20 protein-coding genes, 1 tRNA gene and 1 pseudogene are annotated in these 26,195 nt (G+C 62.4%); 14 read left to right on the forward strand and 8 right to left on the reverse strand.

The genetic code is table 11. The annotated features are described in order from the left end of the window. Nucleotides 1-78: 78 nt before the first annotated feature. The 7 genes and pseudogenes from C8N35_RS18010 to C8N35_RS18035 all read left to right on the forward strand — a co-directional run bounded on the left by C8N35_RS18010 (nt 79) and on the right by C8N35_RS18035 (nt 7,559). Nucleotides 79-1,419 (forward strand): substrate-binding protein, encoded by a 1,341-nt coding sequence (locus C8N35_RS18010; RefSeq protein WP_107991228.1) that lies wholly within the window; start codon nt 79-81, stop codon nt 1,417-1,419. Between the two features lie 214 nt (nt 1,420-1,633). Then, nucleotides 1,634-2,650, forward strand: a complete 1,017-nt coding sequence (locus tag C8N35_RS18015) for a branched-chain amino acid ABC transporter permease (protein WP_107991115.1) — start codon at nt 1,634-1,636, stop codon at nt 2,648-2,650. Nucleotides 2,651-2,653: 3 nt separating this feature from the next. Then, a complete protein-coding gene (locus C8N35_RS18020; protein ID WP_107991116.1) occupies nt 2,654-3,790 on the forward strand; it encodes a branched-chain amino acid ABC transporter permease in 1,137 nt (378 codons plus the stop codon). A gap of 9 nt (nt 3,791-3,799) precedes the next feature. Continuing rightward, nucleotides 3,800-4,558, forward strand: a complete 759-nt coding sequence (locus tag C8N35_RS18025; RefSeq protein WP_107991117.1) for an ABC transporter ATP-binding protein — start codon at nt 3,800-3,802, stop codon at nt 4,556-4,558. 8 nt (nt 4,559-4,566) lie between these two features. Further along, a complete protein-coding gene (locus C8N35_RS18030) occupies nt 4,567-5,319 on the forward strand; it encodes an ABC transporter ATP-binding protein (RefSeq protein ID WP_210203597.1) in 753 nt (250 codons plus the stop codon). Nucleotides 5,320-5,534: 215 nt separating this feature from the next. Then, nucleotides 5,535-5,738: pseudogene (locus tag C8N35_RS24545) on the forward strand (PAS domain-containing protein); the annotation flags it as partial. A gap of 222 nt (nt 5,739-5,960) precedes the next feature. Next, nucleotides 5,961-7,559, forward strand: coding sequence for a sensor histidine kinase (locus C8N35_RS18035; protein ID WP_245926852.1), 1,599 nt, complete (start codon nt 5,961-5,963; stop codon nt 7,557-7,559). Between the two features lie 155 nt (nt 7,560-7,714). Here the strand turns inward: C8N35_RS18035 and C8N35_RS18040 are convergent. After that, nucleotides 7,715-7,791, reverse strand: a tRNA-Arg gene (locus C8N35_RS18040). A gap of 233 nt (nt 7,792-8,024) precedes the next feature. Between C8N35_RS18040 and C8N35_RS18045 the strand changes: the two genes are divergently transcribed. Next, nucleotides 8,025-8,819 carry a thermonuclease family protein gene (locus C8N35_RS18045; protein ID WP_170122155.1) on the forward strand — a complete coding sequence of 265 codons (795 nt, stop codon included), beginning with the start codon at nt 8,025-8,027 and terminating at the stop codon, nt 8,817-8,819. Nucleotides 8,820-8,916: 97 nt separating this feature from the next. Continuing rightward, nucleotides 8,917-10,347, forward strand: coding sequence for a M48 family metalloprotease (locus C8N35_RS18050; protein WP_245926853.1), 1,431 nt, complete (start codon nt 8,917-8,919; stop codon nt 10,345-10,347). 89 nt (nt 10,348-10,436) lie between these two features. On the opposite strand, the gene C8N35_RS18055 is transcribed toward C8N35_RS18050, so the two are convergent. From C8N35_RS18055 to C8N35_RS18085, 7 genes are all read right to left on the reverse strand, one after another. After that, complete coding sequence (locus C8N35_RS18055) at nt 10,437-11,306, reverse strand: RNA polymerase factor sigma-32 (protein ID WP_107991121.1); 870 nt, start codon at nt 11,304-11,306, stop codon at nt 10,437-10,439. Nucleotides 11,307-11,993: 687 nt separating this feature from the next. Next, nucleotides 11,994-12,608, reverse strand: a complete 615-nt coding sequence (locus C8N35_RS18060; protein ID WP_107991122.1) for a CarD family transcriptional regulator — start codon at nt 12,606-12,608, stop codon at nt 11,994-11,996. Nucleotides 12,609-13,110: 502 nt separating this feature from the next. Further along, the gene (gene fdxA, locus C8N35_RS18065; protein WP_107991123.1) at nt 13,111-13,449 is read right to left on the reverse strand and encodes a ferredoxin FdxA; all 339 of its coding nucleotides are present in this window, start codon (nt 13,447-13,449) and stop codon (nt 13,111-13,113) included. A gap of 249 nt (nt 13,450-13,698) precedes the next feature. Then, entirely contained in the window at nt 13,699-14,100 is a 402-nt protein-coding gene (locus C8N35_RS18070) for an RNA-binding S4 domain-containing protein (RefSeq protein WP_107991124.1), read from the reverse strand. Nucleotides 14,101-14,148: 48 nt separating this feature from the next. Then, nucleotides 14,149-17,448 (reverse strand): helicase-related protein, encoded by a 3,300-nt coding sequence (locus C8N35_RS18075; RefSeq protein WP_107991230.1) that lies wholly within the window; start codon nt 17,446-17,448, stop codon nt 14,149-14,151. 895 nt (nt 17,449-18,343) lie between these two features. Then, complete coding sequence (locus tag C8N35_RS18080) at nt 18,344-19,093, reverse strand: glutamine amidotransferase (protein ID WP_107991125.1); 750 nt, start codon at nt 19,091-19,093, stop codon at nt 18,344-18,346. Between the two features lie 219 nt (nt 19,094-19,312). Then, nucleotides 19,313-19,813, reverse strand: a complete 501-nt coding sequence (locus tag C8N35_RS18085) for a tellurite resistance TerB family protein (protein ID WP_107991231.1) — start codon at nt 19,811-19,813, stop codon at nt 19,313-19,315. A 510-nt stretch (nt 19,814-20,323) separates the two neighbouring features. Between C8N35_RS18085 and C8N35_RS18090 the strand changes: the two genes are divergently transcribed. From C8N35_RS18090 to C8N35_RS18110, 5 genes are all read left to right on the forward strand, one after another. Further along, entirely contained in the window at nt 20,324-20,830 is a 507-nt protein-coding gene (locus C8N35_RS18090; RefSeq protein ID WP_107991126.1) for a hypothetical protein, read from the forward strand. Nucleotides 20,831-20,929: 99 nt separating this feature from the next. Continuing rightward, nucleotides 20,930-22,192, forward strand: a complete 1,263-nt coding sequence (locus C8N35_RS18095) for an imelysin family protein (RefSeq protein WP_107991232.1) — start codon at nt 20,930-20,932, stop codon at nt 22,190-22,192. A 182-nt stretch (nt 22,193-22,374) separates the two neighbouring features. Beyond that, nucleotides 22,375-23,946 carry a di-heme oxidoreductase family protein gene (locus C8N35_RS18100; RefSeq protein WP_107991127.1) on the forward strand — a complete coding sequence of 524 codons (1,572 nt, stop codon included), beginning with the start codon at nt 22,375-22,377 and terminating at the stop codon, nt 23,944-23,946. After that, the gene (locus tag C8N35_RS18105; RefSeq protein ID WP_107991128.1) at nt 23,946-25,040 is read left to right on the forward strand and encodes an imelysin family protein; all 1,095 of its coding nucleotides are present in this window, start codon (nt 23,946-23,948) and stop codon (nt 25,038-25,040) included. Before C8N35_RS18100 ends, C8N35_RS18105 begins: the two co-directional genes overlap by 1 nt. Further along, on the forward strand, nt 25,021-26,145 hold the full coding sequence (locus C8N35_RS18110; RefSeq protein ID WP_107991129.1) for a DUF1513 domain-containing protein: 1,125 nt from the start codon (nt 25,021-25,023) through the stop codon (nt 26,143-26,145). The genes C8N35_RS18105 and C8N35_RS18110 overlap by 20 nt, the downstream gene beginning before the upstream one ends. Nucleotides 26,146-26,195 lie beyond the last annotated feature (50 nt).

The following is a 26,195-nucleotide window of genomic DNA, read 5'->3' on the forward strand; positions in this document are numbered from 1 at the left end:
GCCGGCTCGTATCGTTTGGAGGAAACAATACGGCAGCAAGGTGCAGAATCCGGCTTCTATGCCTTTCGGGAGGAATTCATGAAAGACCTTACTACGTCCGTAAACCGCCGTAGCCTGCTCAAGGCGACCGCGGCGTCCGGCCTCGTGCTTGCCACCCCGACCATTTTTTCGCGGGGCGCATGGGCGCAAAATTTCGCGAACGATCCGACCAACAAAAGCTCCGTCACGCTCGGCTTCAACGTACCGCAGACCGGCGCCTATGCCGATGAAGGCGCGGATGAGCTGCGCGCCTACCAGCTTGCCGTGAAGCACCTCAACGGCGAGGGCGACGGCGGCATGTTGCAGACGATGAAGCCGCTTGCGCTGAAGGGCAACGGCGTGCTCGGCAAGAAGGTGGAATACGTCACCGGCGATACCCAGACCAAGTCGGATGCGGCGCGCTCGTCCGCCAAGCGCATGGTGGAGAAGGACGGCGCGATCATGATCACCGGCGGCTCCTCGTCGGGCGTTGCGGTCGCGGTGCAGTCGCTTTGCCAGGAGATGGGCATCATCTTCATGGCTGGCCTGACCCACTCCAACGACACCACCGGCAAGGACAAGCGCAAGTACGGCTTCCGTCACTTCTTCAACGCCTACATGTCTGGCGCCGCTCTTGGTCCGGTACTGAAGGAAGAGATGGGAACGGACCGTCGCGCCTATCATCTGACGGCGGACTACACCTGGGGCTGGACGCAGGAAGAGTCGATCAAGAACACCACCGAAGCCCTGGGCTGGGAAACGGTCGCCACCGTTCGTACGCCGCTGGGTGCCGGTGACTTCTCGCAGTACATCACGCCTGTGCTCAATTCGGGCGCCGACGTGCTGATCCTGAACCACTACGGCAAGGACATGGTCAATTCGCTGACCCAGGCCGTACAGTTCGGGCTCAAGGACAAGATGGTCAACGGCAAGAAGTTCGAGATCATCGTGCCGCTGTTCTCGCGTCTGATGGCTCAGGGCGCGGGCGACGCCATCAAGGGGATCCTCGGTACCACCAACTGGAACTGGTCGCTGCAGGACGCCGCCTCGCAGGCATTCGTCAAGTCGTTCGGCCAGGAATACGGTTTCCCGCCGTCCCAGGCCGCGCACACCTGCTACGTTCAGACGCTGCTTTATGCGGACGCCTGCGAGCGGGCCGGAACGTTTTATCCCTGCGAGGTCATCAAGGCGCTTGAGGACTTCGAGTTCGACGGCATGGGCAACGGCCCGACGCTTTATCGCGGTGCCGATCACCAGTGCTTCAAGAGCGTCCTGGTGGTGCGCGGCAACGAGAACCCGTCGAGCCAGTTCGACCTCCTCAAGGTGGTCAAGGAAGTGCCGGCGGAGGCAGTCACCTACGATCCCACGATCTTCGGTGGTGAATTGGGTACCTGCGGCTGACGACAAGAAAGCCGGCCGGCCGCCCGCTGACGTCTGCCTCCCCTTGTGGGCTGGTGGTTTCGGCGGGGCGGCCGGCCCTCAACGTGTTCCGCTGTTCGAAACGGCATTTCAGGTCATATCCTGACCGGGTTGGATCCCGACCTGGTCGTATCCTGGATGGTCCTGCCGGCGGCGGGCACTCCCCGATATCCCTTAGAAATTCGGCGTAACCCCTATGGATGCGTTCGTACTCCAGCTTCTCAACGGGCTCGACAAGGGCGGAGCCTACGCGCTGATCGCCCTCGGGCTGACCCTGGTTTTCGGCACGCTCGGCGTCGTCAACTTCGCACACGGGGCGCTCTTCATGCTGGGCGCCTTCTGCGCGGTCACGATGCAAAAGCTGCTCACATTGTCCGTCAAGGTGAAGGACCCTGGCGTCACCTTCTTCGATGCCTACAAGGAGATCCCCTATCTGGAGGTCTGGTTCGGCGACACCGGCAAGGCGGTCATCGACTACGCCGTGCCTCTGTCGATCCTGCTGGCGATTCCCGTCATGCTGCTGATCGGGCTGGTGATGGAACGCGGTCTCATCCGCTTCTTCTACAAGCGCAGCCACGCAGAGCAGATCCTCGTCACTTTCGGCCTAGCCATCGTCCTTCAGGAGATCGTGAAGACCGCCTTCGGCGCTAATCCGATCCCGACCGGCGCGCCGGACGCGGTGGCGGGAAGCGCCGCAATCGGCGAATGGCTGGGGCTCGGCGCGGCCGTCGTCTATCCATGGTGGCGGCTGATCTATCTCGCCTTCTCGCTCGCGATCATTGCCGGGGTCTTTTCGTTCCTGCAATTCACCACCTACGGCATGGTCGTTCGCGCCGGTATGCAGGATCGCGAGACGGTCGGCTTGCTCGGCATCAACATCCAGCGGCGCTTCACTGTCGTATTCGGCGTCGCCGCCGTCGTGGCAGGGCTCGCCGGTGTCATGTACACGCCGATCCTTCCGCCCGACTATCACATGGGCATGGAGTTCCTGGTCCTGTCCTTCGTCGTGGTCGTGGTCGGTGGCATGGGCTCCCTGCCGGGCGCAGTCTTCGCCGGCTTCCTTCTCGGCGTCCTGCAATCCTTCGCCTCCATGACGCAAGTGAAGGACATTCTGCCGGGCATCGACCAAATCATCATTTATCTCGTCGCCGTGGTGATCCTGCTTGTCAGGCCGCGCGGCCTGATGGGACGTCGCGGGGTGATGGAAAGCTAAGCCATGAACAGCAACTTCCTGCGTAACGACATGGTCCTGATGGCGGTCTTCACCTTGGTGGTGCTGACCATGCCGATCTGGCTTGCCCCGATCGGGGCCGGCTATCCGGACCTTCTGCAGAAGATCGCCATCTATGGCATCTTCGCCATCGGCTTCAACATCCTGTTCGGCCTGACGGGGTATCTGTCCTTCGGCCATGCCGCCTTCCTCGGTGTCGGGTCCTACGCTGCCGTGTGGACGTTCAAGCTCTTCAGCATGAATGTGGTACCGGCCATCCTTTTCGGCGTGATTGTCGCCGGATTGTTCGCGCTGTTCATCGGCTACGTGTCGCTGCGCCGCTCGGGCATCTATTTCTCGATCCTGACACTGGCGTTCGCGCAGATGTCCTACAACCTCGCCTATTCGGTGCTCACGCCGATCACCAACGGTGAGACGGGCCTCCAGCTGTCGCAAGGCGATGCGCGGGTTCTCGACCACGCGCTGGGCATCGCCCAGTCGGGGTTGCCGACGCCGAGCTTCTTCGGCATGGAGATCCTCGGCTGGAGTGGGTTCTATGTCTGCGCGGTGGCGCTGATCATCGCATTCTTCTTCGCGCTGCGGATTTTCCGCTCGCCGTTCGGGATGGCGTTGAAGGCGATCAAGTCCAACCAGAACCGCATGAACTATACCGGCTTCAACACCCGGCCCTACACGCTTGCCGCCTTCGTCGTGTCGGGCATGTATGCAGGGCTAGCCGGTTCGCTGCTCGCGGTTACCGATCCGCTTGCAGGCGCGGAGCGTATGCAATGGACGGCGTCGGGCGAGGTCGTGCTGATGACCATTCTCGGCGGTGCCGGAACCCTGCTTGGGCCCCTTCTCGGCGCAGGCATCATCAAGTACTTCGAGAACATCTTTTCCGCCTACAACGAGCGGGTGCTGCACGACGTCTTTTCGGGGCTGCCGAACGGCCTGGAGCAAATCGTGGTCTCCTTTACCAGCCTGTTCGTGGGTGAAGGATGGCAGCTGACACTCGGCATGCTGTTCATGCTGGTCGTCATCTTCCTGCCCGGCGGCGTGATGGAAGGATTCAGGCGCCTGACGAAACTATTCCGGCGTGACGGGCCCCAAAGCCCGGCCGGCGCAGCGCAACCGGCGGAGTGAGGTCAGGACATGAACGACATCGTTTTGCATGTGGCCGACGTCGACAAGAGTTTCGGCGGCTTGCGGGCGCTCTCCAACATCGATCTGCAGATCGAGGAGGGCAAGACGCACGCGATCATCGGTCCGAACGGAGCCGGCAAGTCGACATTGCTGAACGTCTGCGTGGGCCGCATCGTGCCGGATTCGGGCGCCGTGATCTTCAATGGCAAGGCGCTCACCGGACGTCAGCCGCACGAGATCAACCAGCTCGGGGTTGCCCGCGTCTTCCAGACGCCGGAAATCTTTCCGGATCTGAGCCTGCTCCACAACGTGATGATTCCGGCTTTCGCCAAGCGCGACGGAGCCTTCACTTTCAACGCGTGGTCTGGGCTTGTCCGCGAAAGCGGAATCCGGGCGGAAGCGGAGAGCGTGCTGGAGGATATCGGCCTCATCGAGAAGAAGGATCTGGAGGCGGCGAGCCTGTCGCGCGGCGACAAGCGGCGGCTTGAACTTGCCATGGGGCTCGTTCAGCATCCGCGCCTTCTGCTGCTCGACGAGCCGACCGCCGGCATGTCGCGGCACGATACCAACCGCACCATCGATCTTTTGAAGAAGATCAAGGAACGCGGGATGACGAAGGTCATCATCGAGCACGACATGCATGTGGTCTTCAGCCTGGCCGACCGGATTTCGGTGCTCGCGCAAGGCCGAATCATTGCGGAAGGAACGCCGGAAGAGGTGCGTAACGATCCCAAGGTCAAGGAAGCCTATCTCGGGGAGGCGCAGTGATGAATGCAATGACAGCAGATGCCGCAGACGTGCGGACGCAGCCGGCGGCCAGGGCCGAACCGTTCTTCTCCGTCAGGGATATCCATTCCTACTACGGTGAAAGCTATATCGTGCAGGGTGTTTCCTTCGAGATCCTCGAAGGAGAGATCGTCGCGCTGCTCGGGCGCAACGGTGCCGGCAAGACGTCGACCTTGCGCACCATCGCGCGCACGGAAGTGCCGGAGCTCAAGCGTGGCGAGATCTGGCTCGCCGGCAATCCCCTCCACTCCATGAAATCGCATGAGGCTGCCTGTTCGGGGGTGCAGCTCGTGCCGGAAGACCGACGGATCATTTCGGGCCTGACGGTGGAGGAAAACCTCATCCTCTCACAGGTTGCGGAACCGAGAGGCTGGGAGCTCGAACGCATCTATGAACATTTCCCCCGCCTTGCCGAACGCCGCAAGCAGGAGGCCGTCACGATGTCGGGTGGGGAGCAGCAAATGCTTGCCGTGGCTCGAGCACTGGCGCGCGACCTGAAGTTGCTGTTGCTGGACGAGCCCTACGAGGGACTGGCTCCCGTCATCGTTCAGGAGATCGAGCGCATCGTGGCCGGTGTGAAGGAACTCGGCATCACCACGATTATCGTCGAGCAAAATGCCGTGGCGGCTCTGAAGCTTGCCGACAAGGCGATCATTCTCGACATGGGGCAGGTTGTTTTCGACGGAACAGCGCGCGAGGTGCTCGACAACGAAGAATTGCGCCACGAGTACCTCGCGATCTGAGCGGGTGTTTGTACCGGGCGTGCGCGACGGCGGGTGGCCGCAATCCTCTGCCGGGCATTTTGCGTATCGCTCCAATAGCGACATGCCGTAGAGGGATGTCAAGGGAGCGGTGTGCATGAGAGTTTTACCATTGCGTATTCATGCGTAGAGGTTCAATCAAGCTAAGATGTTAATGTGCGTAATTGCGATCCGCTACCCTGCACCGGGGACTCCAATTGCCGAGGGACGTTCAATGGTATTTTGAGGCACTCCGGGATTTCCCGGATGCCGTCATGGGTATTGATGCTGCGGGAGGCGTCGTCTTTGCGAATGCGGCGTTCGAGCGGTTGTCCGGTTTTTCCGTATCCGAATTGACCGGCGCTGATGCATCCCGCTTCGTCACGTTGCCCGAGACTCCGTCAGCGCTGGCCGTTGACGGCTGCGATGGCGGCTGGTCGCAGCCGACACGTGCACAGGTGTTGCGCAAGAGCCGCCTCGTGCTCGACGCGACGATCTCGTCTTTCTGTGTTCATGATTCCCACGAACAGGTTGCGGTGCGGCTCGGTCTGGTTCGCCCCCTGCCGGAGGCGACCCGCTTTTCGGAACTGCTCGCCGATATCGGTACGTGCGCGGCGGGGGGCACGGAGCCGGTCGAAGCGTGGGTGGCCGCGGTGCTTGCCCGGACCAGCAACTTTTTCGATACCGATTTTGCGGCTGTGTGTCTGCCGGACGGAAACGGCCGGTACGAGGTCTGCCTGGATGCCCGTCAGGCATCCGGCATGAACGGGGATGCGCGGGCCGGCATGGAAGACCTTGCGCGGGAGGTCGTCGAAATGGCCGGCAGCATCGGCGGGCAGGGCTGCGGCAGCGAATGTTCAACTGTTGCGTATCAGGCAGATCAGCCCGCCCCCCGTTTCCTCTCGGCACCGTTGCGCATTCCGGGTGGGCGGGATGGTCTTGTTCTGTTTGCCAACAGATCGGCGCATGTCGGATCGGTAAGCGAGATGACGAGAGCCGCCTTATCGGCGGTCTCGCAGATCATCGCCGGCCGAATCCCGCCCGGAGGACTCTCTCCTGACCGCGCCAGGCGCCCCGGCGCCGGTTTCCCCAAAGCTCCGACACATGGCGATACCGCTCTCCCGGAGAGGGTACAGCGGGTGGAAGCCTCTGCGGAAGCCCACTACAGGGGCGCTTTCCGGGTCGCGCCTGCGATGTTGCTGATGCTCGACTGGCGCGGTGCCATCATTGATGCGAGCGATCAGTTTCTGCGCTTTTTCGGGTATGGGCGGTCGGAACTGGTTGCTCGCTTCTTTCATGAGATCGTGCCGGAGAACATGCGCAAGGCCGCCGACGCTGCGGCTGACACGGTCAGCGGCACCTTCACCCGAACAGGCGGCATTGCGCTGGCGATCTGGAGTCGGCAGGGCAAGGCGGTCGACGTGGAGGCGGTGATTACGCGCCAACCTTCCGCAGGTGTTGTTCTGTTCGTAACGGACATCAGCGAACTCGATCAGGAGCACTCCCGGATCGAACAGAGAAACGCGGAGTTGGAGCGGCTCAACGAAAACTTGCAGAATTTCGCCTCGATCGCGTCGCACGACCTTCAGGAACCGCTGCGGAAGATCCGGTATTTCACCGAAATGCTCCAGCGCGCCCTGGTGGAAGACAACCATGATGACATCGATTACGCACTTGAGGTGCTGGAAAACGCGTCGCGCCGAGCCTCGCGGCTGGTTTCGGACCTGCTGACCTTCTCCCGCTCCAGCAGTGAAAGCCTCGTGCGCGAGCCGGTGGATCTTGCGCATATGGTGGATGGGCTGGTGGAGGAGATCCGCCACGAGGAGGCAGCGCACGATGCCGATATCCGGATTGATATTCCGCCCGTGTCCGTCTCGGGCGACCCGACCGCGATCACACAGCTTTTCCGCAATCTCATCGGCAACGCCCTGAAATACCGGGCATCCGGGCGCACGCCGTCCGTTCTTATCCGTGCCCGGATCGACGACGCGGGAAGCCGGCATCTCCGGATTTCCATCGAGGACAACGGAATTGGCTTCGAGCCCCAGTACGCGGAGACGATTCTTCAACCGTTTCGCCGTCTGCACCGGCGTCAGGAATTTCCCGGAAGCGGGATAGGTCTAGCCATCTGCGATATGGTGGCCCGCCGCCACGGATGGAAACTCACTGCGGAAGGGAGGCCCGGCGAAGGGGCAACATTCACCGTCGATATACCGGAATTCGAACGCCCATCGGTCTCGTGACAGTCGAGGCGTCGAGCAACCTGATTTGCTCATGCCCTTGCCGCCGCCGCACTTTTTTGCGTTAGGTGGTGACGATGAAATACATCCGCATCACTGTGCGCATTTCGCCTTCAAGTCCAGTGCATGCCTCGACATGTACGGGGGTAGGCGGAATGTGGTGACCCCGGCGCGATTCGAACGCGCGACCCTCAGATTAGGAATCTGATGCTCTATCCTGCTGAGCTACGGGGCCCCTTGACCGTCTGTGCGTGCCGCAATCGGCAACAGCCTGAGGCTAACGGCAGAAATGCCCTTTAGCATGTTTGGATGGGCGTTGCACCTGGTGGGAGGCATTTTGCATAGCTTTCCAGTATGGTGCGCGTAACTCACTTTTCGACGAATGCGGGTTGTTATTTCCGGACAGTCATGTCCGCGAGAGACGCGCCTGCGGAGCGTTTTGTCATGGCGTCGCGATCAAGCCGGTTCTTGCCGGCGATCCTCGCAATATGGTTCGCAACGCTGCCGGCCACTGCGGAGCCGCTGGCTGAAGCTTGCCGTGCAGCTGATACAAGATCGGCGAGCGTCACGGCGGTCAACGAGGATGGCAGTCTTGCCGTAGTCTATGGTGGAGACGCACGAGAGACCGGCGATGTCAGGCTTGCCGATGTCGCGACTGCCGCGGGAGGTCCCGGTCCGCAATTGCTGAAAGCCCTGCGTACGCGAATCGGCCGGTCAGTTGTCGTGCATCCGTTGACGCTGGCGCCGGATCGCTGGCAGCGACTGGTTGCGCATGTGGAAGCCGTCGGGGACCCTGGAGGCGGGCCGGTCGACTGGCTGCAGGCTGCGCTGGTTCAAAACGGCATCGTGCGTGTGGAACCCGAGGGTTCGCCGGCCGGCTGTGCGGCGGCGCTCTACCGCAGCGAAGCGGCGGCGCGAGGGGCGAAGCGCGGGCTTTGGAGCCTCTCCGTCAATCGCGTGCTGTCCTCTCGTGAACGTGATCTCGCGGACCGGGCAGGCAGCTATCGTATTGTCGCCGGAATTGTGGTTTCCGTTGGCGCAACGTCGCGAAGGCACTATCTGAACTTCGGGCGCGACTGGTCTCGCGATTTTACTGTAACTATTCCCGCTGGAAGGGCGAGCGCCTTTCGCGCAGCCGGCCGGGATCCACAGACCATGGCCGGGCGTTATGTCCGTGTGAGGGGCTGGCTTGAGCGTTGGAATGGTGCGGTGATCGATGTCCTTTATCCGGACGCGATCGAAGTGATTGGAAGAGGTGGCTAGTATTTCGGCTCAGACACAAGGCCGGTGGCCGGGCAGAGCGGGACGCTTGCAGGTTTTCGCGATGAAGCAATGTCGTCGCCTGCGCCCGTGCGCGCGCGTGGCTCTCGCCGCTGTATTCGCAGTGGCGTTGGCCGGATGCCAGCTGACCAGTTCCAGCAAGATACCGCTCAACAACAATTCGCGAGTCTTCTTCGGTAAGGATTCGGAAGCCTCTATCGGCGCGCGCGAACATCCGCGCGTGGTGGCGAGCTATGGAGGCGTCTACAAGAATGCAGGCGCCGAGGAAGCCGTGGCGAGAGCGGTCGGCCGTCTGGTCGCGGCGTCTGAAGATCCTTCGCAGACCTACAAGATCACGATCCTGAACTCGCCCGCTGTCAACGCTTTCGCGCTGCCGGGTGGCTATCTTTATGTCACCCGAGGTCTTCTGGCTTTGGCGAACGACACATCGGAAATGGCCGCAGTGCTGGCCCACGAGATGGCGCATGTGACGGCCCATCATGGCGCGGCGCGCCAGCAGCAGGAAGAAGCGGCGGCGCTTGCGAGCAAGGTTGTCACCAATATCGTCGACGACCCGGAAGAGGTGGAGGCGGCCGTGGCCTCTTCCCAGCGTTCGCTTGCGCGCTTCACGCAGGTCCAGGAATTACAGGCCGATGCCATCGGCGTGCGCACTCTGGCACGCGCCGGGTATGACCCCTATGCCGCGGCCCGCTTTCTGGAGAGCATGGGCCGGTTCTCCGATTACAAAACGGCGCGCGCGGAAACGAGGTCGGCTCCCGATTTTCTTTCCACCCATCCCGCGACGCCGAACAGGATTGCCAGGGCGATTCGCGAGGCGCGGCAGATCGGGGCGCCGGGGATCGGGGAACAGGATCGCGACGCCTATCTCGCCAAGCTCGATGGCATGCTTTACGGCGACGATCCGCTGCAAGGTTTCGTGCGCGGACGGTCCTTCCTGCACAAGGCGCTTGGTATCGGCTTTACCGTGCCTGACGGATTTACGCTCGAAAACACGCCGCAGGCGGTGCTCGCCAGCGATGGAAAAGGAACCGCATTGCGTTTCGACGGGGCGGATCTCGTGTCATCCGAAGTCCTTTCGGATTATATCCAGTCCGGCTGGATCAACGGTCTGGTGGAAAATTCCATCCGCCAGACAACCGTTAATGGCCTGCCGGCTGTGACGGCGACGGCGCTTGCCGAAGGGTGGTCGTTCCGCATCGGGCTCGTGCGCAAGGGGGAGACGGTCTACCGCTTCATCCTTGCGACCCGCGATCCTTCGCAGGGGTTCCTGACGGCATTCAATGATACGCTGGAGAGCTTCCGGCAGCTGAGCCTGACGGAACAGGCGCGGTTGAGACCACTGACGATCCGTATCGCTGAGGTCTCAACCGGTCAGACTGTCCACGATCTGGCCCGCCGGATGAGCGGTGTCGATCCGGCCCGCCGCATCGAGCTGTTCAAGCTGCTCAACGGCCTGGCGGATGGGGAGCAGCTGGAAACGGGTCAGTCTGTCAAGCTGATCGTCGATTGAGAAAGAGCGGTAATGCGCGGGAAAAGGTTGAGCCGGCCCCCTTGCAAGGCGGGCCGGCTCCAGACGGCGTTTAACCAGATACTGCTCGCTCAGCTTGCGGTGCTGACGATACCGGGATGATCGGTGACAAGCGCCGCGCGCAGCTTTTCCAGGGCGCGCACTTCTATCTGGCGCACCCGCTCCTTGGAAATGCCGAGCTTCTCGCCGAGCGACTCCAGCGTGGCGCCTTCCTCGGAGAGGCGGCGTTCGCGCACGATCTTCAATTCCCGCTCACTGAGCACGCCAAGCGCCTTCGCAAGCCAGGCGCGCCGCCTTTCCTCATCGATGGCACCGCCGACGACCTCGTCTTGCAGCGGTTCGTTGCTGACGAGAAAATCCTGCCTGTCGCTGCTTGTTCCGCCATCGTCGAGTACCGGAACGTTGAGCGAGGTGTCGGGAGCCGACAGGCGCGAGTCCATCAGGGCGACGTCCTTGGAATTAACGCCCATCGCTTCCGCGATCTCGTCGTAGAGTTGTTGGCCCGTCTTGCCTTGTGCGCCCGTCCCCAGTTTGGCGCGCAGACGGCGCAGATTGAAGAACAGGGCCTTTTGCGTGGACGAGGTTCCGCCACGCACGATCGACCAGTTGCGCAGGATGAAATCCTGCACGGAAGCGCGGATCCACCAGCTGGCATAGGTGGAGAAGCGAACCTCGCGGTCCGGATCGAAACGGGCCGCGGCTTCCAGCAGGCCGACATGTCCCTCCTGGATGAGGTCGCTCATTGAGAGGCCGAAATAGCGGAATTTCGCAGCCAGCGCGATGACGAGCCGCATGTGTGCGGTCGTCAGGCGGTCGAGCGCGTTCGTGTCCTGCTGGTCGCGCCAGCGCAGGGCCAGTTCATGCTCTTCCTCGCGTGTGAGGTAGGGCGCGGCCATGGCCGCGCGTACGAATTGCCGCCGAGGACTGACCGGATGTTGCATCCCAGTTCTCCGTTTGTCCTGACTTGCCCCAAAACAAACCCGCCGCAAGGTCGAACGGACCAGTGAGCGGCGAAGCCCTTGAGCGGGGGGCTGCGCGTCATGAATTTTTCGATTAGGCCGGACGACGGGTCCAAGGCCACGAAAGGGAAACCGGACACGACGTGCGCTCGAACGCGACGGTCCGGATTGATTCTCTAATGAAACTCCCGGGGGCGGGGTTTGGTTTCCTGGGTTGCTGACATTTTTCCGGAACCATCATCGAATGGACTGTTCCGTCGCATTGCCACTTTCGCGGCCCGATCGGAAGTGCCGGATGAAACGTCTGAACAGCACTTGCTTTGCTGTGCGGCTGTTTCGGATGGCCTGTGGTGCGTTGTTGCCCTCCGGTGCAGGCACCAGACCCGCTTGAAGGGTACGACAAAACGTCCGTGACACAAGAGGATGTTGGTACCCGGAAAAGCGCATCTTTGAGGAAAAACCTGGCTTTCGGAAGAGGCTTCGCGAAATTGTGATCCGGGCACCTTACGGAACAGTCTGTGCCCGACAATGCAAAACGGCGAGGACTTGCATCCTCGCCGTTCTTGATTTTTCCAGATTTCGAGAGCGTGAAGCCCGCTCAGCGCCGGGATTTCCTACGGCAGGACAGGACTCACTTCTGCCGCGCGCCTATCGGAAAGACCATCCGTATCAGGCCGCTTCTTCCTGCTCCACATCGGCGCCGTCCTCGGCAGGGGCCTCGGCCTCCGCTTCTGTCGTCTCCTCGTCGCCCTTGCCGCCGCGCTTGGGGGCCTTGGCGAGATTCTGCTCGATCTGGCGGATGGCTTCCGTTTCGGAAGACCGGTTCACGGCCTGAATTTCGCGTGCCATGCGGTCAAGCGCGGCTTCGTAGAGCTGGCGTTCGGAATAGGACTGCTCCGGCTGGGTATCGGAGCGATAGAGATCGCGCACAACCTCGGCAATGGAGATCAGATCGCCGGAATTGATCTTCGCTTCATATTCCTGCGCACGGCGGCTCCACATCGTGCGCTTCACGCGCGCCCGTCCGCGCACCGTTTCCAGCGCCTTCTTGACCGTCGAAGGGTCAGCGAGCTTGCGCATGCCCACCGAGGCGATCTTGGCCACGGGAACGCGCAGAGTCATCTTGTCCTTCTCGAAATTGATGACAAGCAGTTCCAGCGTGAGGCCGGCGACTTCCTGGTCCTCGATGGCCGTGATCTGTCCAACACCGTGAGCCGGATAGACAATAAATTCGCTGGTCTTGAATCCCTGACGCTGCGCGGTCTTTTTTGCGGGGGGTGCCATACGCTTTTATACTCCTGCGCAGAGACGGCCTCGAAGAGGCGCGTCGGGATGCTCCGCCTTGCGGGCATCAATTTCTACGGACAGGCACATGGCGTCGATACCGGGCATAGAGCCCGGGCGGGCGCGCACTGTGTGCCATGGGGTGATCAAATTCGTCTCGTTCCCAGATGAGTTCTTATGACGTCGTTTTCTTTTGACGCGGCCGCTTGGCAAGGGTCGTACGAACATGGTACGGCAGACTCGGAGAGGCTGTCCGTCCTGGATCGGATTCCGACCACAAAAAAACCTCCGCTAGGAGGAACATGATCCGAGGGCGAGGCGACTAGACCCTCTATATAGCACGATTATGGGAAATTACAAAGGATCTGGGCCAAAATCGTTAACGACGGCCCGCTGCCGCGACATGCTGTCGCGGCGAATGCGGCGATCTGCGCGGGGATAACCTGCATTTCGGCGGATATGACGGGCCTTTTGGACCCGGCCTGCCACTTCCCCCGTGAAATCAGTCGCCTTCGCCCGCCTCGGCGGAAAAGTATTTTTCCAGCTTCCCCGTCTCTCCGTCAAACTTCTCGGCTTCCGGCATTGGGTCACGCTTGACCGTAAGATTCGGCCATTTGTCGGCATATTCGGCGTTCACCGTCAGCCATTTCTCAAGGCCCGGCTCGGTATCCGGCTTGATAGCTTCGGCCGGGCATTCCGGCTCGCAGACACCGCAATCGATACACTCGTCGGGATGAATGACGAGCATGTTCTCGCCTTCGTAGAAACAGTCGACAGGGCAAACTTCCACGCAATCCGTGTACTTGCACTTGATGCAATTGTCGGTGACGACGTAGGTCATCGCATCCCTCTCTTCGGCGGGCGGCTAATCACCCGCATGTTTCGGCGAAAACGGCGGCGACCGCCAGAAAGATTTTGCTCGCAGGCACCGTATCCGGAGAGTTTCCTTACTTCGGTGCCGGTTTCGTCTCTGGCTTCGGTCCGGTGCTGGATTGGCGGCAGGGTACCGGGCTCGTTGCTGTCTCGACGCCGCTCTAGCCGTTTTGACGGGCAAGATCAACCTGCAAGACCAGGCAGGAAGATCCTCGCGTCAACTCTCGTCGCTGCCGTCGTCGAAAAAGCGCTCCAACTGTCTGCGTTCGCGTTTGGTGGGACGGCCCGTGCCGGCATCGCGCAACGCGACGGGCGCAGGACGCTCTTCCCGCGGTGCGGGGGGCGGGCTGAGATCCTCATAGAGAAGGCGTGCTTCGGCGGCCGGGCCGCGGCGGTGGCCGAGCGCACGGATGCGCAAGATCAGAACGCGGCGCTCCAGCGCGACGGTCAGCACGTCATCGGCACGCACCTGCTGTGCTGCACCCCTGACGCGCTCCTTGTTGAGGCGGACATGACCGGAGGCAACGAGCTTCTGGGCCAGCGAGCGAGATTTGGTCACGCGCGCGTGCCACAACCACTTGTCGATGCGCAGCCGGCCCTGTTCCTCGACGCCAGGCATCCCTCACCTCCCGACCTTCGGCTTGTCCGTCTCCACGCCGTTGCGGGCCTACTTGCCGTCCTTCGGCTTTTCCATGCTGGCCTTGAGTGCCGCCAGAGCTGCAAAGGGGGAATCCGGATCGATGCGGCGCGGCGCCTTGCGGTCGTCCCTGCCGCCATGCGGTTTGCCGCCGCTCTTGGGGGGACGGCCGCCACGACCTTCGCCGCCGCCTTTTCCCTGCCCGCCCTGACCGGGCCTACCGTGCCCTTGTGAGCCGGCGCCTTCGCCCGAGCGACCTTGTCCGCCACCCTTGCCCTGGCGTTTGCCGTCACCGCCGCGCCGGGCCGGGCGACCTTGCGGGGCCTGTCCGTCCTCGCTCGAGCGCGCACGCTGCTGCGGCCTGCCGCCATGACGCCGGCGATCTCCGCGTCCGGGACGCCAGATTTCCACGGCGATCGTCGCGGGGATCTCTTCTTCGCCCTTGGGCTCGTCCGTGGTGGTCGTGGCAGGCGCAGCGCTTGCGGTCGGCTCATCGGAGCTCTGCACGGGCTGAGGGGCGGCGTCTGTCTCGAGGAGCGAGGCGTCGGCATCTGCGGCGTCAGCGCTTTCCGGTTCAGCTGCGGCCGCGTCCTGCGCCTTGGTGGCGTCTTCGTCCGCCGGTTGAGGGGCCGCCGTCAGTTCACCTGCAGTGTCTGCGGGAACCTCCTGCGGCGCAGCGTTAACGATCGCCGGAGCTTCGCTTTGCGGCGTCTCGTCGGGCCCGTCCTGAGCGGATGCGTGGGCGGAGATCTCCACGTCTGCTTCAGCTTCAGCGTCACCCGGGGCAGGGGCCGCTTGCGTCTCGTCCGCGACCGCAGGGGGCGTCGGCGTTTCGGCCTCGGCCGGCTGCAGGGCCGGGTTCGGAATTTCGCGGCGTTCGAAGCGATAGCCGAGCGACTTCAAAATGGAATTGAAGTCCTCGCCCGAGCAGCCGAGAAGCGATGTCATCGCCACCGTGACGGTGAAACCGCCGCCTTCGTCGATCGCGCCTTCCGGACGGGGTGGCTGGCCTTCGGCCACGCTCTTTTTCCACGAGATCAGCGGGCGGATGAGATCGGCCAGGCGCTCCAGAATGTCGACACGCACAGCTCTCTCTCCGCAAACACGATAGCCAACGGCGCGGTAGAGCTGCTTGGCGAAGGTCGGGTCGACCGGGATCGAGGTGCGCCCGGACGCGGACAGCTGCGGCAGCTCCGCCAGCCCAGGCATGTCGAGATCGCCATTCTTCAGTGCCCAGAGCTTCGCGATCAGCTGGCTCGGCGCGGGCTTCAGCAGGGCGGGAATGTAGATGTGGTAGGCGCCGAAACGGACGCCGAGCCTGCGCAGAACCGCGCGCATCGGCTGGTCGAGCTGGCGCACGTCTTCCGCGATCTCGGGACGCTCCACAATACCGAGCGCCTCAACCATGCGGAATGCGACGCCGCGCGCGATGCCTTCGACCTCGGTCGAATCGCGCAGATCGAAAAGCGGCTTCAGCAGTGTTTCGACATGGGTCTTGAGCCACAGGTCGAGCCTGGCCTGAACCTTTTCGCGGGCGGGGCCGCTCAACAGGTCGTCCGCCAGCAGCAGCAAACCCGGCTTGAGGACGTCGTCGCCTGCCACGAGCTTCGCCACGACCTCGCCCTTCCAGCGGATGACGCCGTCCGAGGCAAGTGCGAAGTCCGTATTGGGGGCTGCGGACACGCGCTCGGCGCGGGTCTCGATCTCACTGACCAGCGCCTTTCCCGCCGCAGCGCGCAGCGCCTTGGCGTCAAGGCTCCCATTGCCTTCCACGCCCGCGTCCGGTGCAAAGCGGAATCCCTGGAGATGGCCGACATGCTGGCCCTCGACGAGCACGTCCCCTGTTGCGGTGATTTCCGCTTCGAGCATTGCGTTCTCTCTCAACCGTCTCATCAATACGCTGGTCCGCCGGTCCACGAAACGCTGGGTCAAGCGTTCATGCAAGGCGTCCGACAGCCTGTTTTCCACGTCTCGTGTGACATCCTGCCAGTGAACCGGATCGCCAAGCCAGTCCGGCCTGTTGGCGACGAAGGTCCAGGTCCGGATATGCGCGATCCGGTTGGCAAGCGTGTCGATGTCTCCGTCCATGTGGTCGGCATGGGCGACCTGGCGGGCAAACCAATCGTCGGGGATCCGTCCCTCGTCGACCAGGAAAGTGAATATCGTCGAGATCAGGTCGGCGTGATTGGCCGGCGCGATCTTGCGATAGTCAGGGACCTGACAGCAATCCCAAAGCAACGAAACCCTGTCACGACGATCCGCCCGCGCGCGGATATCGCTGTCTCGCGTCAGAAACTCAAGCGCAATCTGGTCAACGGCCGGCGGTGCGCGCGTCAGACCGGGCTCTCCGGGCACCTTGTCGAGGCTGTTGCGCAGAGCTTCCAGCGATTCGAAATCGAGCGCGGCATTGCGCCACTGCAGCATCTTCACCGGCTGGAACCGATGGGTTTCCAGATGTTCGACCAGTTCGTCGTCGAAGGGGGCGACGCGGCTGGTGACGCCGAACGTGCCATCGCGCATGTGGCGCCCGGCCCGACCCGCGATCTGGCCGATCTCGGCCGGCGTCAGGTTGCGGTGCTGGTAGCCGTCAAACTTGCGGTCGGCGGCAAAGGCGACGTGGTCGACATCGAGGTTGAGGCCCATGCCGATGGCGTCGGTCGCCACCAGCACATCCACGTCGCCGGACTGGAACAGCTCCACCTGGGCGTTGCGGGTGCGCGGGCTGAGCGATCCCAGCACCACGGCGGCTCCGCCCCGCTGGCGGCGGATCAGCTCGGCGATGGCGTAGACCTCATCGGCGGAAAAGGCGACGACGGCGGAGCGTGGCGGAACGCGCGTGATCTTGCGTGAGCCGGCGTAGCTCAACACCGACATGCGCGGCCGCGTCACCACGTTGAGGCCGGGAAGCAACTTTTCCAGGATCGGCCGCATCGTGGCGGCACCCAGAAGCAGGGTCTCGTGCGCGCCGCGCAGGTTCAGGATGCGATCGGTAAAGACATGGCCGCGATGGAAGTCGCCAGCGAGCTGAACCTCGTCGATGGCCAGAAAGTCGGTTTCGATGTCCAGCGGCATGGCCTCCACGGTGGAGACCCAGAAGCGCGGGTTCTTGGGGACGATCTTTTCTTCGCCGGTGACGAGCGCCACAGCATCTTCGCCCGCCCGCGCCGTCACCCGGCCGTAGACTTCGCGCGCAAGCAGCCGCAGCGGCAGGCCGATCATCCCGGTGGGATGCGCCAGCATGCGCTCGATGGCGAGATGGGTCTTGCCGGTATTGGTCGGGCCCAGTACCGCCGTCACTGTGCGGGCACGCACGGCCGGCGGAAGCGGCATTTGCAGGTTGCGAAGCATGAAACTTGAAGATCTGGTGCTAGCTGGTTCGCCGTTTTCGGCCCGTCACGGCCCAATTACGGTTCGGGGCAACTTTACGTGTTGCGGATCCAATCGCCTTTTCGGGTCAACAATTGCGGTCCGGCGATCTCTTGCCGCCAGGTGGGTTCGCCCTGTCGCTCCACTCGTCCCTCGCGTCGTTCATGTCATCATGAAAGATGAACGTCCGGACCCTCGCAGGCAGGCGGAGCGGTTGCCGGCGCGTTGATCTAGCACAGCTGGCGCGTTCTTGTCGCTTCCTTTTACGCAGAGACCGAAGCGGCTTCGTGTAGCAGGGCGGAGCCATCGCGATCGCGGCGATGGGCTACGAATGCGCGAAAAAGGAACGACTCTTGAACAAAGAAGGACCGAATCGATGACATGGGCGGATTCAGGATTTGTTCTATACGACATGCTGCGGGAGGTCCGCGTTGCGATACCAAATGCTGAATCGCCTCAGACTCTTGGCCCCAATTGACGAGGGCTGTCCGGAAAGTTACGGATTCACGTCAAGCCAAAAGATTCCGTTAAGGCGTGCCGCTGTTTCACCTTCGCTTACGTAAGGAAGCGAAGGGAACGGGAACAGTGAAAGTACGAATCGCTGATTTGAGAATGTTCCGCCTTCGTTCTGGCAAGATGTTGAAAATCCTGCCGGCGGGCCGCTAGATGTAGGGCACTGTGGCAAGGGTGGTATCTGCAGTACATCCGTAGCGTTAACCATTCCGTCCCGTTTCGGGGCATGTGGAGGCGATGTCGATCGGGCACGGTGCCCGACGAGCCTGTTCAGGCAAAGGAAATGCTATCGCGCAACGCGATGGAGAAAAGGCGGGGAGGTGGCCGCTCGGGGGCGGGGCGGACCCTATTCGGCGGCGGCCGCGAGCCGGGCGGGCTTTTCCGCCGTTCCGATCCAGCGGTCAAGAAAATCCTCGAGCCAGGTCTTGATGGCGGCATCGAAGACCGCCCGGCCTGCGAAGTGGTCTCGCCGATCCTGGGCACCGGGAAGCTGCATCCGCGGGGCCCCACGGGTGGTCCAGCGGTAAAGCATCGCGAGTGTCAATTCGGGGTGAAACTGGATGCCGTAGGCGGCGGGGCCGACGCGGAAGGCCTGGTTGCGGTAAACGGTCCCTTCTGCGAGCAACTGCGCGCCTGCGGGCAGATCGAACCCTTCCCGGTGCCATTGATAGACCTTTTCCGGCCATGGCATGAGGGTCTTGCCGGCTTGCGTGGGCGTGATCGGATAATAGCCGATCTCGGCAAAGCCATCGGCATTGGGGCAAACCTCGGCGCCAAGATTGCGCGCCAGCATCTGCGCTCCGAGGCAGATGCCGAGGCAGGGAGCCTCTTCGCGCAGCGGCACGTCGAACCAGTCGATCTCGCGGTGGATGAAGGCGTCAGAATCGTTGGCGCTCATCGGTCCGCCGAAGATGACCGCGCCCGCATGTCCCTCCATTGTGGAGGGGAGCTTGTCGCCGAAGCGTGGACGCCGGATGTCCAGTTCAAACCCGCGCCTGCGCAGGGACTGCCCCACGCGGCCTGGCGTGGACGTCTCCTGGTGAAGGACGATCAGGACTTTTGGCGAGCAATTCTTGTGGGAGTCTTGAAAGGACATAGCCTGCATGTCGAACTTGGTATTTCCAGTTGCCAGGACAAAAGTACGCAGGCACGAAGCCTGCTCCACGTTCCGAACCCGGTATGCCGGTCTGTGTATTTCTTCGCGTCGGGTGCCCGGGCCCATCGATTGAGCAGGCAGTCAGTCTCCGGGGTATCGTACTTATAAATATGCCACTTGCCGCTGCGGTCAATGCGTTGATGCAGGTATGGTGCCGTCTCAGGCGTCCGCGTCTCCATTGATCGTGTCGCTGTCGAGGGGGATGTTCTCGCGCGTGGCCACCCGGCGGCGCAGCGCCAGGCGGTCGGAGGCGGGAAGGCCCAAAAGCTCGGTGACGCGCCAGACGGTGTTGTCCTCGAACTCGTGAACTTCACCATCCGCGAACACCATTTCCCACATCATCTCCACCACCTTGCGGCGGCCGTCGATGTCGAGACGGCGTTTCAGCACGCTGGTGAAACCGTAGAGATCCACCGCTTCCTTGTTTCGCTTGCCGGCTTCCTCGATGAGCTCGGACGTACTCTGTTCGTCCAGATCGTAGCTGCTTTGAAGGACCTGACGGAGCTTCTTGCGCTCGGAATCATCCACCACACCGTCGACGGAGATGATGTGCACCATCAAGGCCGCCGCGCAAAGGCGGTGATCATCGGCGTCGAATGCCTTGTCCTCGTCTTCGCCGACTGTCACGTCGTGAAGAAATTTCTTCAGTTTTTTCAGCATGTCCGCTGCCATCTCGCATGAGCCGATCATTATTGTAGTGAATGGAAGGATTAAGGCAACGCGCCTTTCCGAATGCTGAATGAACGTCTGTGAAAACCGCAGGTTCCACATGCTCTTAATTAATTATAGTAAATGTTTCTATCGAACAGAATAGTTTCCTCTTAAATCGGTGTAATTTATCGGAACCGGAAGAATATTCACATTCGTACCCAGAATTGGCTGTTCTTTTTCAGTTTTTAGTCGTTCTAAATTGAGCTTTGCATTCAAGTTTTTATTGACACCCACGTGACCATAGGCAATGTAGGCAAGGCTGAAGGCCCTTGGGTCAATCGGTATTCGTCCTTTAATGGCGGGGCCTTGAACCCGGTCGATTGGGGGTAGAGATGTTTGACGTGATCCATTTGCATGGCGCAACGCGCCGTGCCTGTTTAACTCGGCTTTACTGTTCGGTTTCGGACGGTGGCGTCACTTTCTTGTGTCCGGTCGATATTCCCGGGCGAGGGTAGCGGCGTGGCAAACGGCATCCATTCGTCCTCCACCGCAAGGAACGGCTATCTCGACCGCCTGCCTGAGCGGCTCGTGGTGGAGGGGTTCCGCCGCTGGATGGCGGGGTATGACACGGGCGATATCCAGTGCTGGGAAATGGCGTGGAACCTCTATGCCAAGGCGCTGGGGCCCAAGCAGGCCCGTTCCGCAATGGCCGAGCTGTCGTGCTGGGTGCGTGCCATCCGTTCGAATTCCGCACGTTCCGTTTGTCTTTTCCCCTACGGCTGCCGAAAGCTGTGTCGGGACGAGTGCATGGCGGTGTCCATGGTTGCCTGTGTACAGCACCGCGATAACGACGCGCTGGAAGCTGCGGCGACGCAACTGATCGGCTGCGAGCATATCGCGGAAGCCGTCGAGACGGCACGAAGCTTCGGCGAGATGCTCGACAGCATCGGCCAGCACCTGATCCCGGTACCCAGGCCGGTGATCGAGGATATCGCGCTGCGGCCGGGGCGGCAGCATTTCCATTGAATTGAAAATCCGGAATTTGTCCGGCGGCGCACTGCGCGCCGAGGGCCATTCGGGAACCCGTCCAGAGCATCAAAAAGGGGAGACATGCTGGTGAAATTCATGAGGACAACGACGGCGGCCGCGGTATTGGCGTTGAGTGCCACAGCCGCGCTCGCGGAGACAAAACCGTCAGAGGTCATCTCGACCTATGCCGATATCGCGCTTGCCGGCTACGAGGATTCTCTGACGACGGCGAAGGAGCTTGATGCCGCGATCGAAAAGCTGGTCGCCGCGCCGAGCGACGCCAGTCTCAAAGCGGCACGCGAAGCCTGGCTCGCCGCCCGCATACCTTATCAGCAGACCGAGGCCTATCGTTTCGGCAACGCCATCGTCGATGATTGGGAGGGGCGGGTGAACGCCTGGCCGCTCGACGAGGGCCTGATTGACTACGTCGATGCGTCTTCCTATGGCGCGGAATCTGATGAAAACGAGCTCTATACGGCCAACGTGATCGCCAACAAGACGATCACGATCAATGGCGAGGAGGTCGATGCCTCCACGATCACGCCGGAATTTCTGGCAGGTACGTTGCAGGAAGCCGGCGATGTCGAAGCCAACGTGGCCACTGGCTATCACGCCATCGAGTTCCTGCTGTGGGGGCAGGATCTGAACGGCACAAATGCCGGTGCCGGCGCGCGTCCGGCAACCGACTTCGATCCTGCCAATTGCACGGGCGGAAATTGCGAGCGCCGCGCCGCATATCTGTCTTCGGCGTCCGATCTGTTGCTGACCGATCTTGAAGAGATGGTCGGCAATTGGAAGGACGGCGGCGCGGCGCGCACGGCGCTGATGGAAAACGGCGAAGCCGGAGCGCTTCGCACGATCCTGACAGGCATGGGCTCGCTGTCCTACGGCGAACTGGCGGGCGAGCGCATGAAGCTCGGTCTGCTGCTCCACGATCCGGAAGAAGAGCACGACTGCTTCTCCGACAACACCTTCAACTCGCACTACTACGACGCGCTTGGCATCAAGAACGTCTATGAGGGCCGCTACCAGCGTGTGGACGGGTCTATCGTGGAGGGGCCGAGTGTCGCCGATCTCGTCGGGGACGCCGATGCCGGGGTTGCCGAAGAGCTGGGCACCAAGCTTGAAGCCACGCATGCGGCCTTCACCGAGATGAAGAAACGCGGTGAAACGGTCGAGGCCTACGACCAGATGATCGGCGAGGGCAATGACGCGGGAAACGCCGTCGTTCAGGCCGCGATCAATGCGCTGATCGATCAGACCCGGTCAATCGAGCGTGCCGTGGCGGTTCTCGATCTGGAAGCGCTGGAAGTTGAGGGCTCCGATAGCCTAGACAACCCGGACGCCGTTTTTCAATAGGACTGAATTAAGGGACGCGGGCGGTGCCGTTGTGCCGCCCGTCTTCCGTCCGTGAACCTTCGTCACGTCCGCCCGTCGCCGGGCAGCGCCACGAGGGGGTGCGGGCTGTTGCGCGTTTTCAGGGGAGGAGACCTTGTCGGCGCGCTTGTGACCACAGGACCAAGACAAGGAAGCCGACCCACATGATCCCGTTCCGGTCATGCCCAGCCGATCGCTTGTTGCGGGTTGCTCCCGTTCTTGCCGCCACGCTGACCGTCATCGCCTGTGCCGCTCTTGCCGTTTCGTGGCAGCCCGTGCGCGCTGACGGCGTTCTTTCCTGGCGCACCGATCTCACGCCGAAAGACCGTGCGCGCGTCGCCAAAGTGGTCAAGACGACCGGCGACTTTTCAAAGCCCGAACGCTTCGAGACGATGCAGGGCGGGGCAGCGACCTCGCGCAAGCTCGTCAACCGGGATGCCTTTTCCCAGTTTTCAGCCAATCTGACCTTCAAGCAGGAGCGCGACTTCAAGCTCGGCAATGCGCTTTTCCGCAAGCTTTGGGTTTCCTCGCCCTCCTCCACCAAGGCGTCCGACGGTCTCGGCCCTCTCTACAATTCAAGGGCCTGCCAGAACTGTCATCTGAAGGATGGACGCGGTCGTCCGCCGGGAGCCGACGAGATCGCCTCGTCCATGTTCCTGCGTCTTTCGGTGCCACCGCGCACCGATGCAGAGCGCGAGGCGATTGCCACCAAGGCGATGATGCGGATCCCGGAACCGACCTATGGCGGTCAGCTTCAGGAATTCGCCGTTGGCGACCTCACCCCGGAAGGTCACATGCGCATTGCCTACGAGCCGGTCGCGGTCGCGCTCAATGGCGGCGAGACGGTGACGCTTCGCAAGCCAAGCTACACAATCACCGATCTTGGTTACGGCCCGATGGACCCGGAGGCGATGATTTCGCCGCGCGTGACGCCGCAGATGATCGGGCTGGGGCTGCTGGAGGCGATCCATCCCGGTGACATCATCGCGGGCGCCGACCTGGATGACGCCGATGGAGACGGCATCTCCGGCAAGGTTTCGTGGAACCGCAACCCGGATACCGGCGAGCCGATGATCGGCCGTTTCGGCTGGAAGGCGACCATGCCGACGGTGCATTCGCAGGCTGCCGACGCTTTCGCCGGCGACATCGGCATCGCGACCCCCTCTCACCCGGATCCGTGGGGCGATTGCACAACGGCACAGGCCGACTGCCGCTCCATGCCCTCGGGCATCCAGGCCAATCTCGGAGACACGGAAGCGCCGGACCCTGTGATGGAGCTTGTCGCGTTCTATTCCCGCAATCTCGCCGTGCCCATGCGCCGTAATGTCGACGACCGCCACGTTCTGGACGGAAAGGAACTCTTCCATGCGGCTGGGTGCGCGTCGTGCCACCGGCCGAAATTCGTCACCAGCCGCGAGGCGGAGCAGAAGCAGTTCCGCTTCCAGCTGATCTGGCCCTACACCGACATGCTGCTGCACGACATGGGGGAGGGGCTTGCGGACGGTCGTCCGGTGGGCGACGCTACGGGACGTGAATGGCGCACCGCGCCGCTTTGGGGCTCCGGCCTGACGGAAACCGTCAACGGTCATACGATGATGCTGCACGACGGGCGGGCTCGCAACGCGCTGGAGGCGATCCTGTGGCACGGCGGCGAAGCGAAAGCCGCCCGCGATGCGGTCGTCGCCATGGAGCCCGACGAGCGGGCCGCGCTTCTGCGTTTTCTGGAGTCGCTTTGATGCCCACCCCCTTGATGCGCACAGGCCTTGCTCTCGCAGCCGCTCTTTGCCTTTGCGGTGCGGCGCGCGCGGACGGGACCGACGACCATCACCGCTTCGTCGAAAACGCGATCGACGGTTACATCCGGCCGGAATTTCGGCGGTTCGCAGACAGCCTGCACGTTCTGGACGAGCGGATCGGCGCCTTCTGCTCGGCACCGGATGTGGCCGGCTATGACAACATGCGGGGCGCCTACAGCGATGCGCTGGCGGGTTTTGCCCGCGTCACCTTCCTGCGCTTTGGCCCGCTTGTCGAAGACCATCGGCTGGAGCGGCTTTTGTTCTGGCCGGATCGCAAATCGATCGGTCGCCGTCAGGCAGAGCAGGCGGTGCGTGAGCGCGACGACAGCGTGCTGACCGTTGAAAGCCTGAAGGGAAAGAGCGTCGCCATGCAGGGTCTGCTGGCTTTGGAACCTGTCCTTTTCGACGATGCGCGCGAAAGTCTTCTTTCCGGCGGCGCGGACGCGGAATTCCGCTGTGGCTATGCGGATGCGATCGGCGACAATCTTGTCTCGATTTCCGATGGGATCGCGACCGAATGGGAAGCTCCTGACGGGTATGCGGCGCTGCTGCTCGCGCCGGGACCCGACAACATCGCCTTTCGTTCGGATCAGGAGGCGGCGAGCCAGGTGCTCGGCGGGCTGACGACCGGCTTGCAGATCGTGCGGGATCAATGGATCGGCCCGATCCTCGGGCAGGGACCCGGGAAGCCGAAGCCACGCATGGCGCTCTTCCGCCGGTCCGGCAATTCGCTGGTGATGATTCGCGCCGGTGTCGAGGGCGTGAAGGACTATCTGGCCGCGCTTGAGGTCGAGCCGATGCTCGACGAGGAATACGCCTGGATGGGATCGTCCCTGCAGTTTGAGCTTTCCAGCGCTCTCAAGACGCTGGGCGAGATGAAAGAGCCGCTGACGAAGACGCTGCGAAAACGCGAAGCCTACGACAAGCTCGCCTTCATTGATGTTGTTTTGGACGGTGTCCGCGATAGCGCAGGCGAGGAACTGGCTGTCGCGTTGAAGATTCAGGTGGGGTTCAATGCGCTCGACGGAGATTGACCGCAGGTTGCTTCTGGCTGGTGCTGGTGCGGCCCTGCTTGCCGGGCTCGCCCCCCGGCAGCTTGCCGCGATGGAAGCGAACGACACGCTGTTCCTGTCAGCCCGGAAGGAGGGTGACAGCGGCTATGCGGTTGTTGTCTTCACGCCGGACGGCAAGGATGTGGTTCGCGTGCCGCTGCCGGGACGCGGGCACGACGTGACCCTGCATGCCGCGAGCGGGCGGGCGGTGGCGTTCGCGCGGCGGCCGGGCACCTTCGCCGCCGCGTTCGACGTTCTTGGCAAGCGTGCGCCGGTGTTCTTTTCCTCGCCGGAGGAACGCCATTTCTATGGCCACGGGGTCTATTCGCCAGACGGCAAGCTGCTTTACGCGACCGAGAACGACTTCGAAAACGGCCAGGGATTCATCGGTGTCTATGACACGAGCGACGGCTATCGGCGGATCGCGGAGTTCGCGTCCGGCGGCGTGGGGCCACATGAGGTGCTGCTGGCTCCCGACGGGCGCACGCTCGTCGTCGCCAATGGCGGCATGGAAACCCATCCCGATTATGGTCGCACCATCCTCAACCTGCCAACGATGAAGCCGACACTCGCGCTCATCGACCGCCTCACCGGCGAGATCATCGCCTGCCATGATCTGGGCGAGAGCGAGCGACTGTCCTCTATCCGTCACATGACGATAGACGGGCATGGCTCGGTCTGGTTCGGTTGCCAGTTCCAGGGCGGCAAGACGGAGCGGCCGCAGCTCGTCGGCCGGCTGAAGCGCGGTGACGAGCCGGAGCTTATGTCCGCGCCGCAGGATATCCTGCGCGGCTTCAACAACTATATCGGCTCGGTCATGACCAGTCGGGACGGGGAAACGATCGCGACCTCCAGCCCACGCGGCGGACAGGTTGTCTACTGGAATGCGGCAAGCGGCGAGATCCTGGGGCGGGATCGTGTTGTGGATGGATGCGGCGTTGCGCCGAGGCCGTCCAACGACTTCCTGATCTCCGACGGGGCGGGCGAGTTGCTGGCCGGTGGGCCGGGCGATGGCGGTAAACCGGCCGTCATCGCGCGCAATTCATCGGTTGCGTGGGACAATCATATGGTGGGCTTTCGGGTTTGAGGTGCCGCAGGGCAGGCCGGCTCTTGATCCTGACCGAGAACCGTAGGACG

The sequence above is a fragment of the Breoghania corrubedonensis genome (assembly GCF_003053845.1).
Lineage (GTDB): Bacteria > Pseudomonadota > Alphaproteobacteria > Rhizobiales > Stappiaceae > Breoghania > Breoghania corrubedonensis.

Coding starts and splice junctions, on each gene's coding strand:
- C8N35_RS18110 (WP_107991129.1), top strand. CDS start 25,021: ATGCGCTCGACGGAGATTGACCGCAGGTTGCTTCTGGCTGGTGCTGGT.
- C8N35_RS18085 (WP_107991231.1), bottom strand. CDS start 19,813: ATGCTGAAAAAACTGAAGAAATTTCTTCACGACGTGACAGTCGGCGAA.
- C8N35_RS18075 (WP_107991230.1), bottom strand. CDS start 17,448: ATGCCGCTTCCGCCGGCCGTGCGTGCCCGCACAGTGACGGCGGTACTG.
- C8N35_RS18010 (WP_107991228.1), top strand. CDS start 79: ATGAAAGACCTTACTACGTCCGTAAACCGCCGTAGCCTGCTCAAGGCG.
- C8N35_RS18080 (WP_107991125.1), bottom strand. CDS start 19,093: ATGTCCTTTCAAGACTCCCACAAGAATTGCTCGCCAAAAGTCCTGATC.
- C8N35_RS18100 (WP_107991127.1), top strand. CDS start 22,375: ATGATCCCGTTCCGGTCATGCCCAGCCGATCGCTTGTTGCGGGTTGCT.
- C8N35_RS18095 (WP_107991232.1), top strand. CDS start 20,930: ATGAGGACAACGACGGCGGCCGCGGTATTGGCGTTGAGTGCCACAGCC.
- C8N35_RS18030 (WP_210203597.1), top strand. CDS start 4,567: ATGACAGCAGATGCCGCAGACGTGCGGACGCAGCCGGCGGCCAGGGCC.
- C8N35_RS18020 (WP_107991116.1), top strand. CDS start 2,654: ATGAACAGCAACTTCCTGCGTAACGACATGGTCCTGATGGCGGTCTTC.
- fdxA (WP_107991123.1), bottom strand. CDS start 13,449: ATGACCTACGTCGTCACCGACAATTGCATCAAGTGCAAGTACACGGAT.
- C8N35_RS18105 (WP_107991128.1), top strand. CDS start 23,946: ATGCCCACCCCCTTGATGCGCACAGGCCTTGCTCTCGCAGCCGCTCTT.
- C8N35_RS18015 (WP_107991115.1), top strand. CDS start 1,634: ATGGATGCGTTCGTACTCCAGCTTCTCAACGGGCTCGACAAGGGCGGA.
- C8N35_RS18025 (WP_107991117.1), top strand. CDS start 3,800: ATGAACGACATCGTTTTGCATGTGGCCGACGTCGACAAGAGTTTCGGC.
- C8N35_RS18055 (WP_107991121.1), bottom strand. CDS start 11,306: ATGCAACATCCGGTCAGTCCTCGGCGGCAATTCGTACGCGCGGCCATG.
- C8N35_RS18070 (WP_107991124.1), bottom strand. CDS start 14,100: ATGCCTGGCGTCGAGGAACAGGGCCGGCTGCGCATCGACAAGTGGTTG.
- C8N35_RS18060 (WP_107991122.1), bottom strand. CDS start 12,608: ATGGCACCCCCCGCAAAAAAGACCGCGCAGCGTCAGGGATTCAAGACC.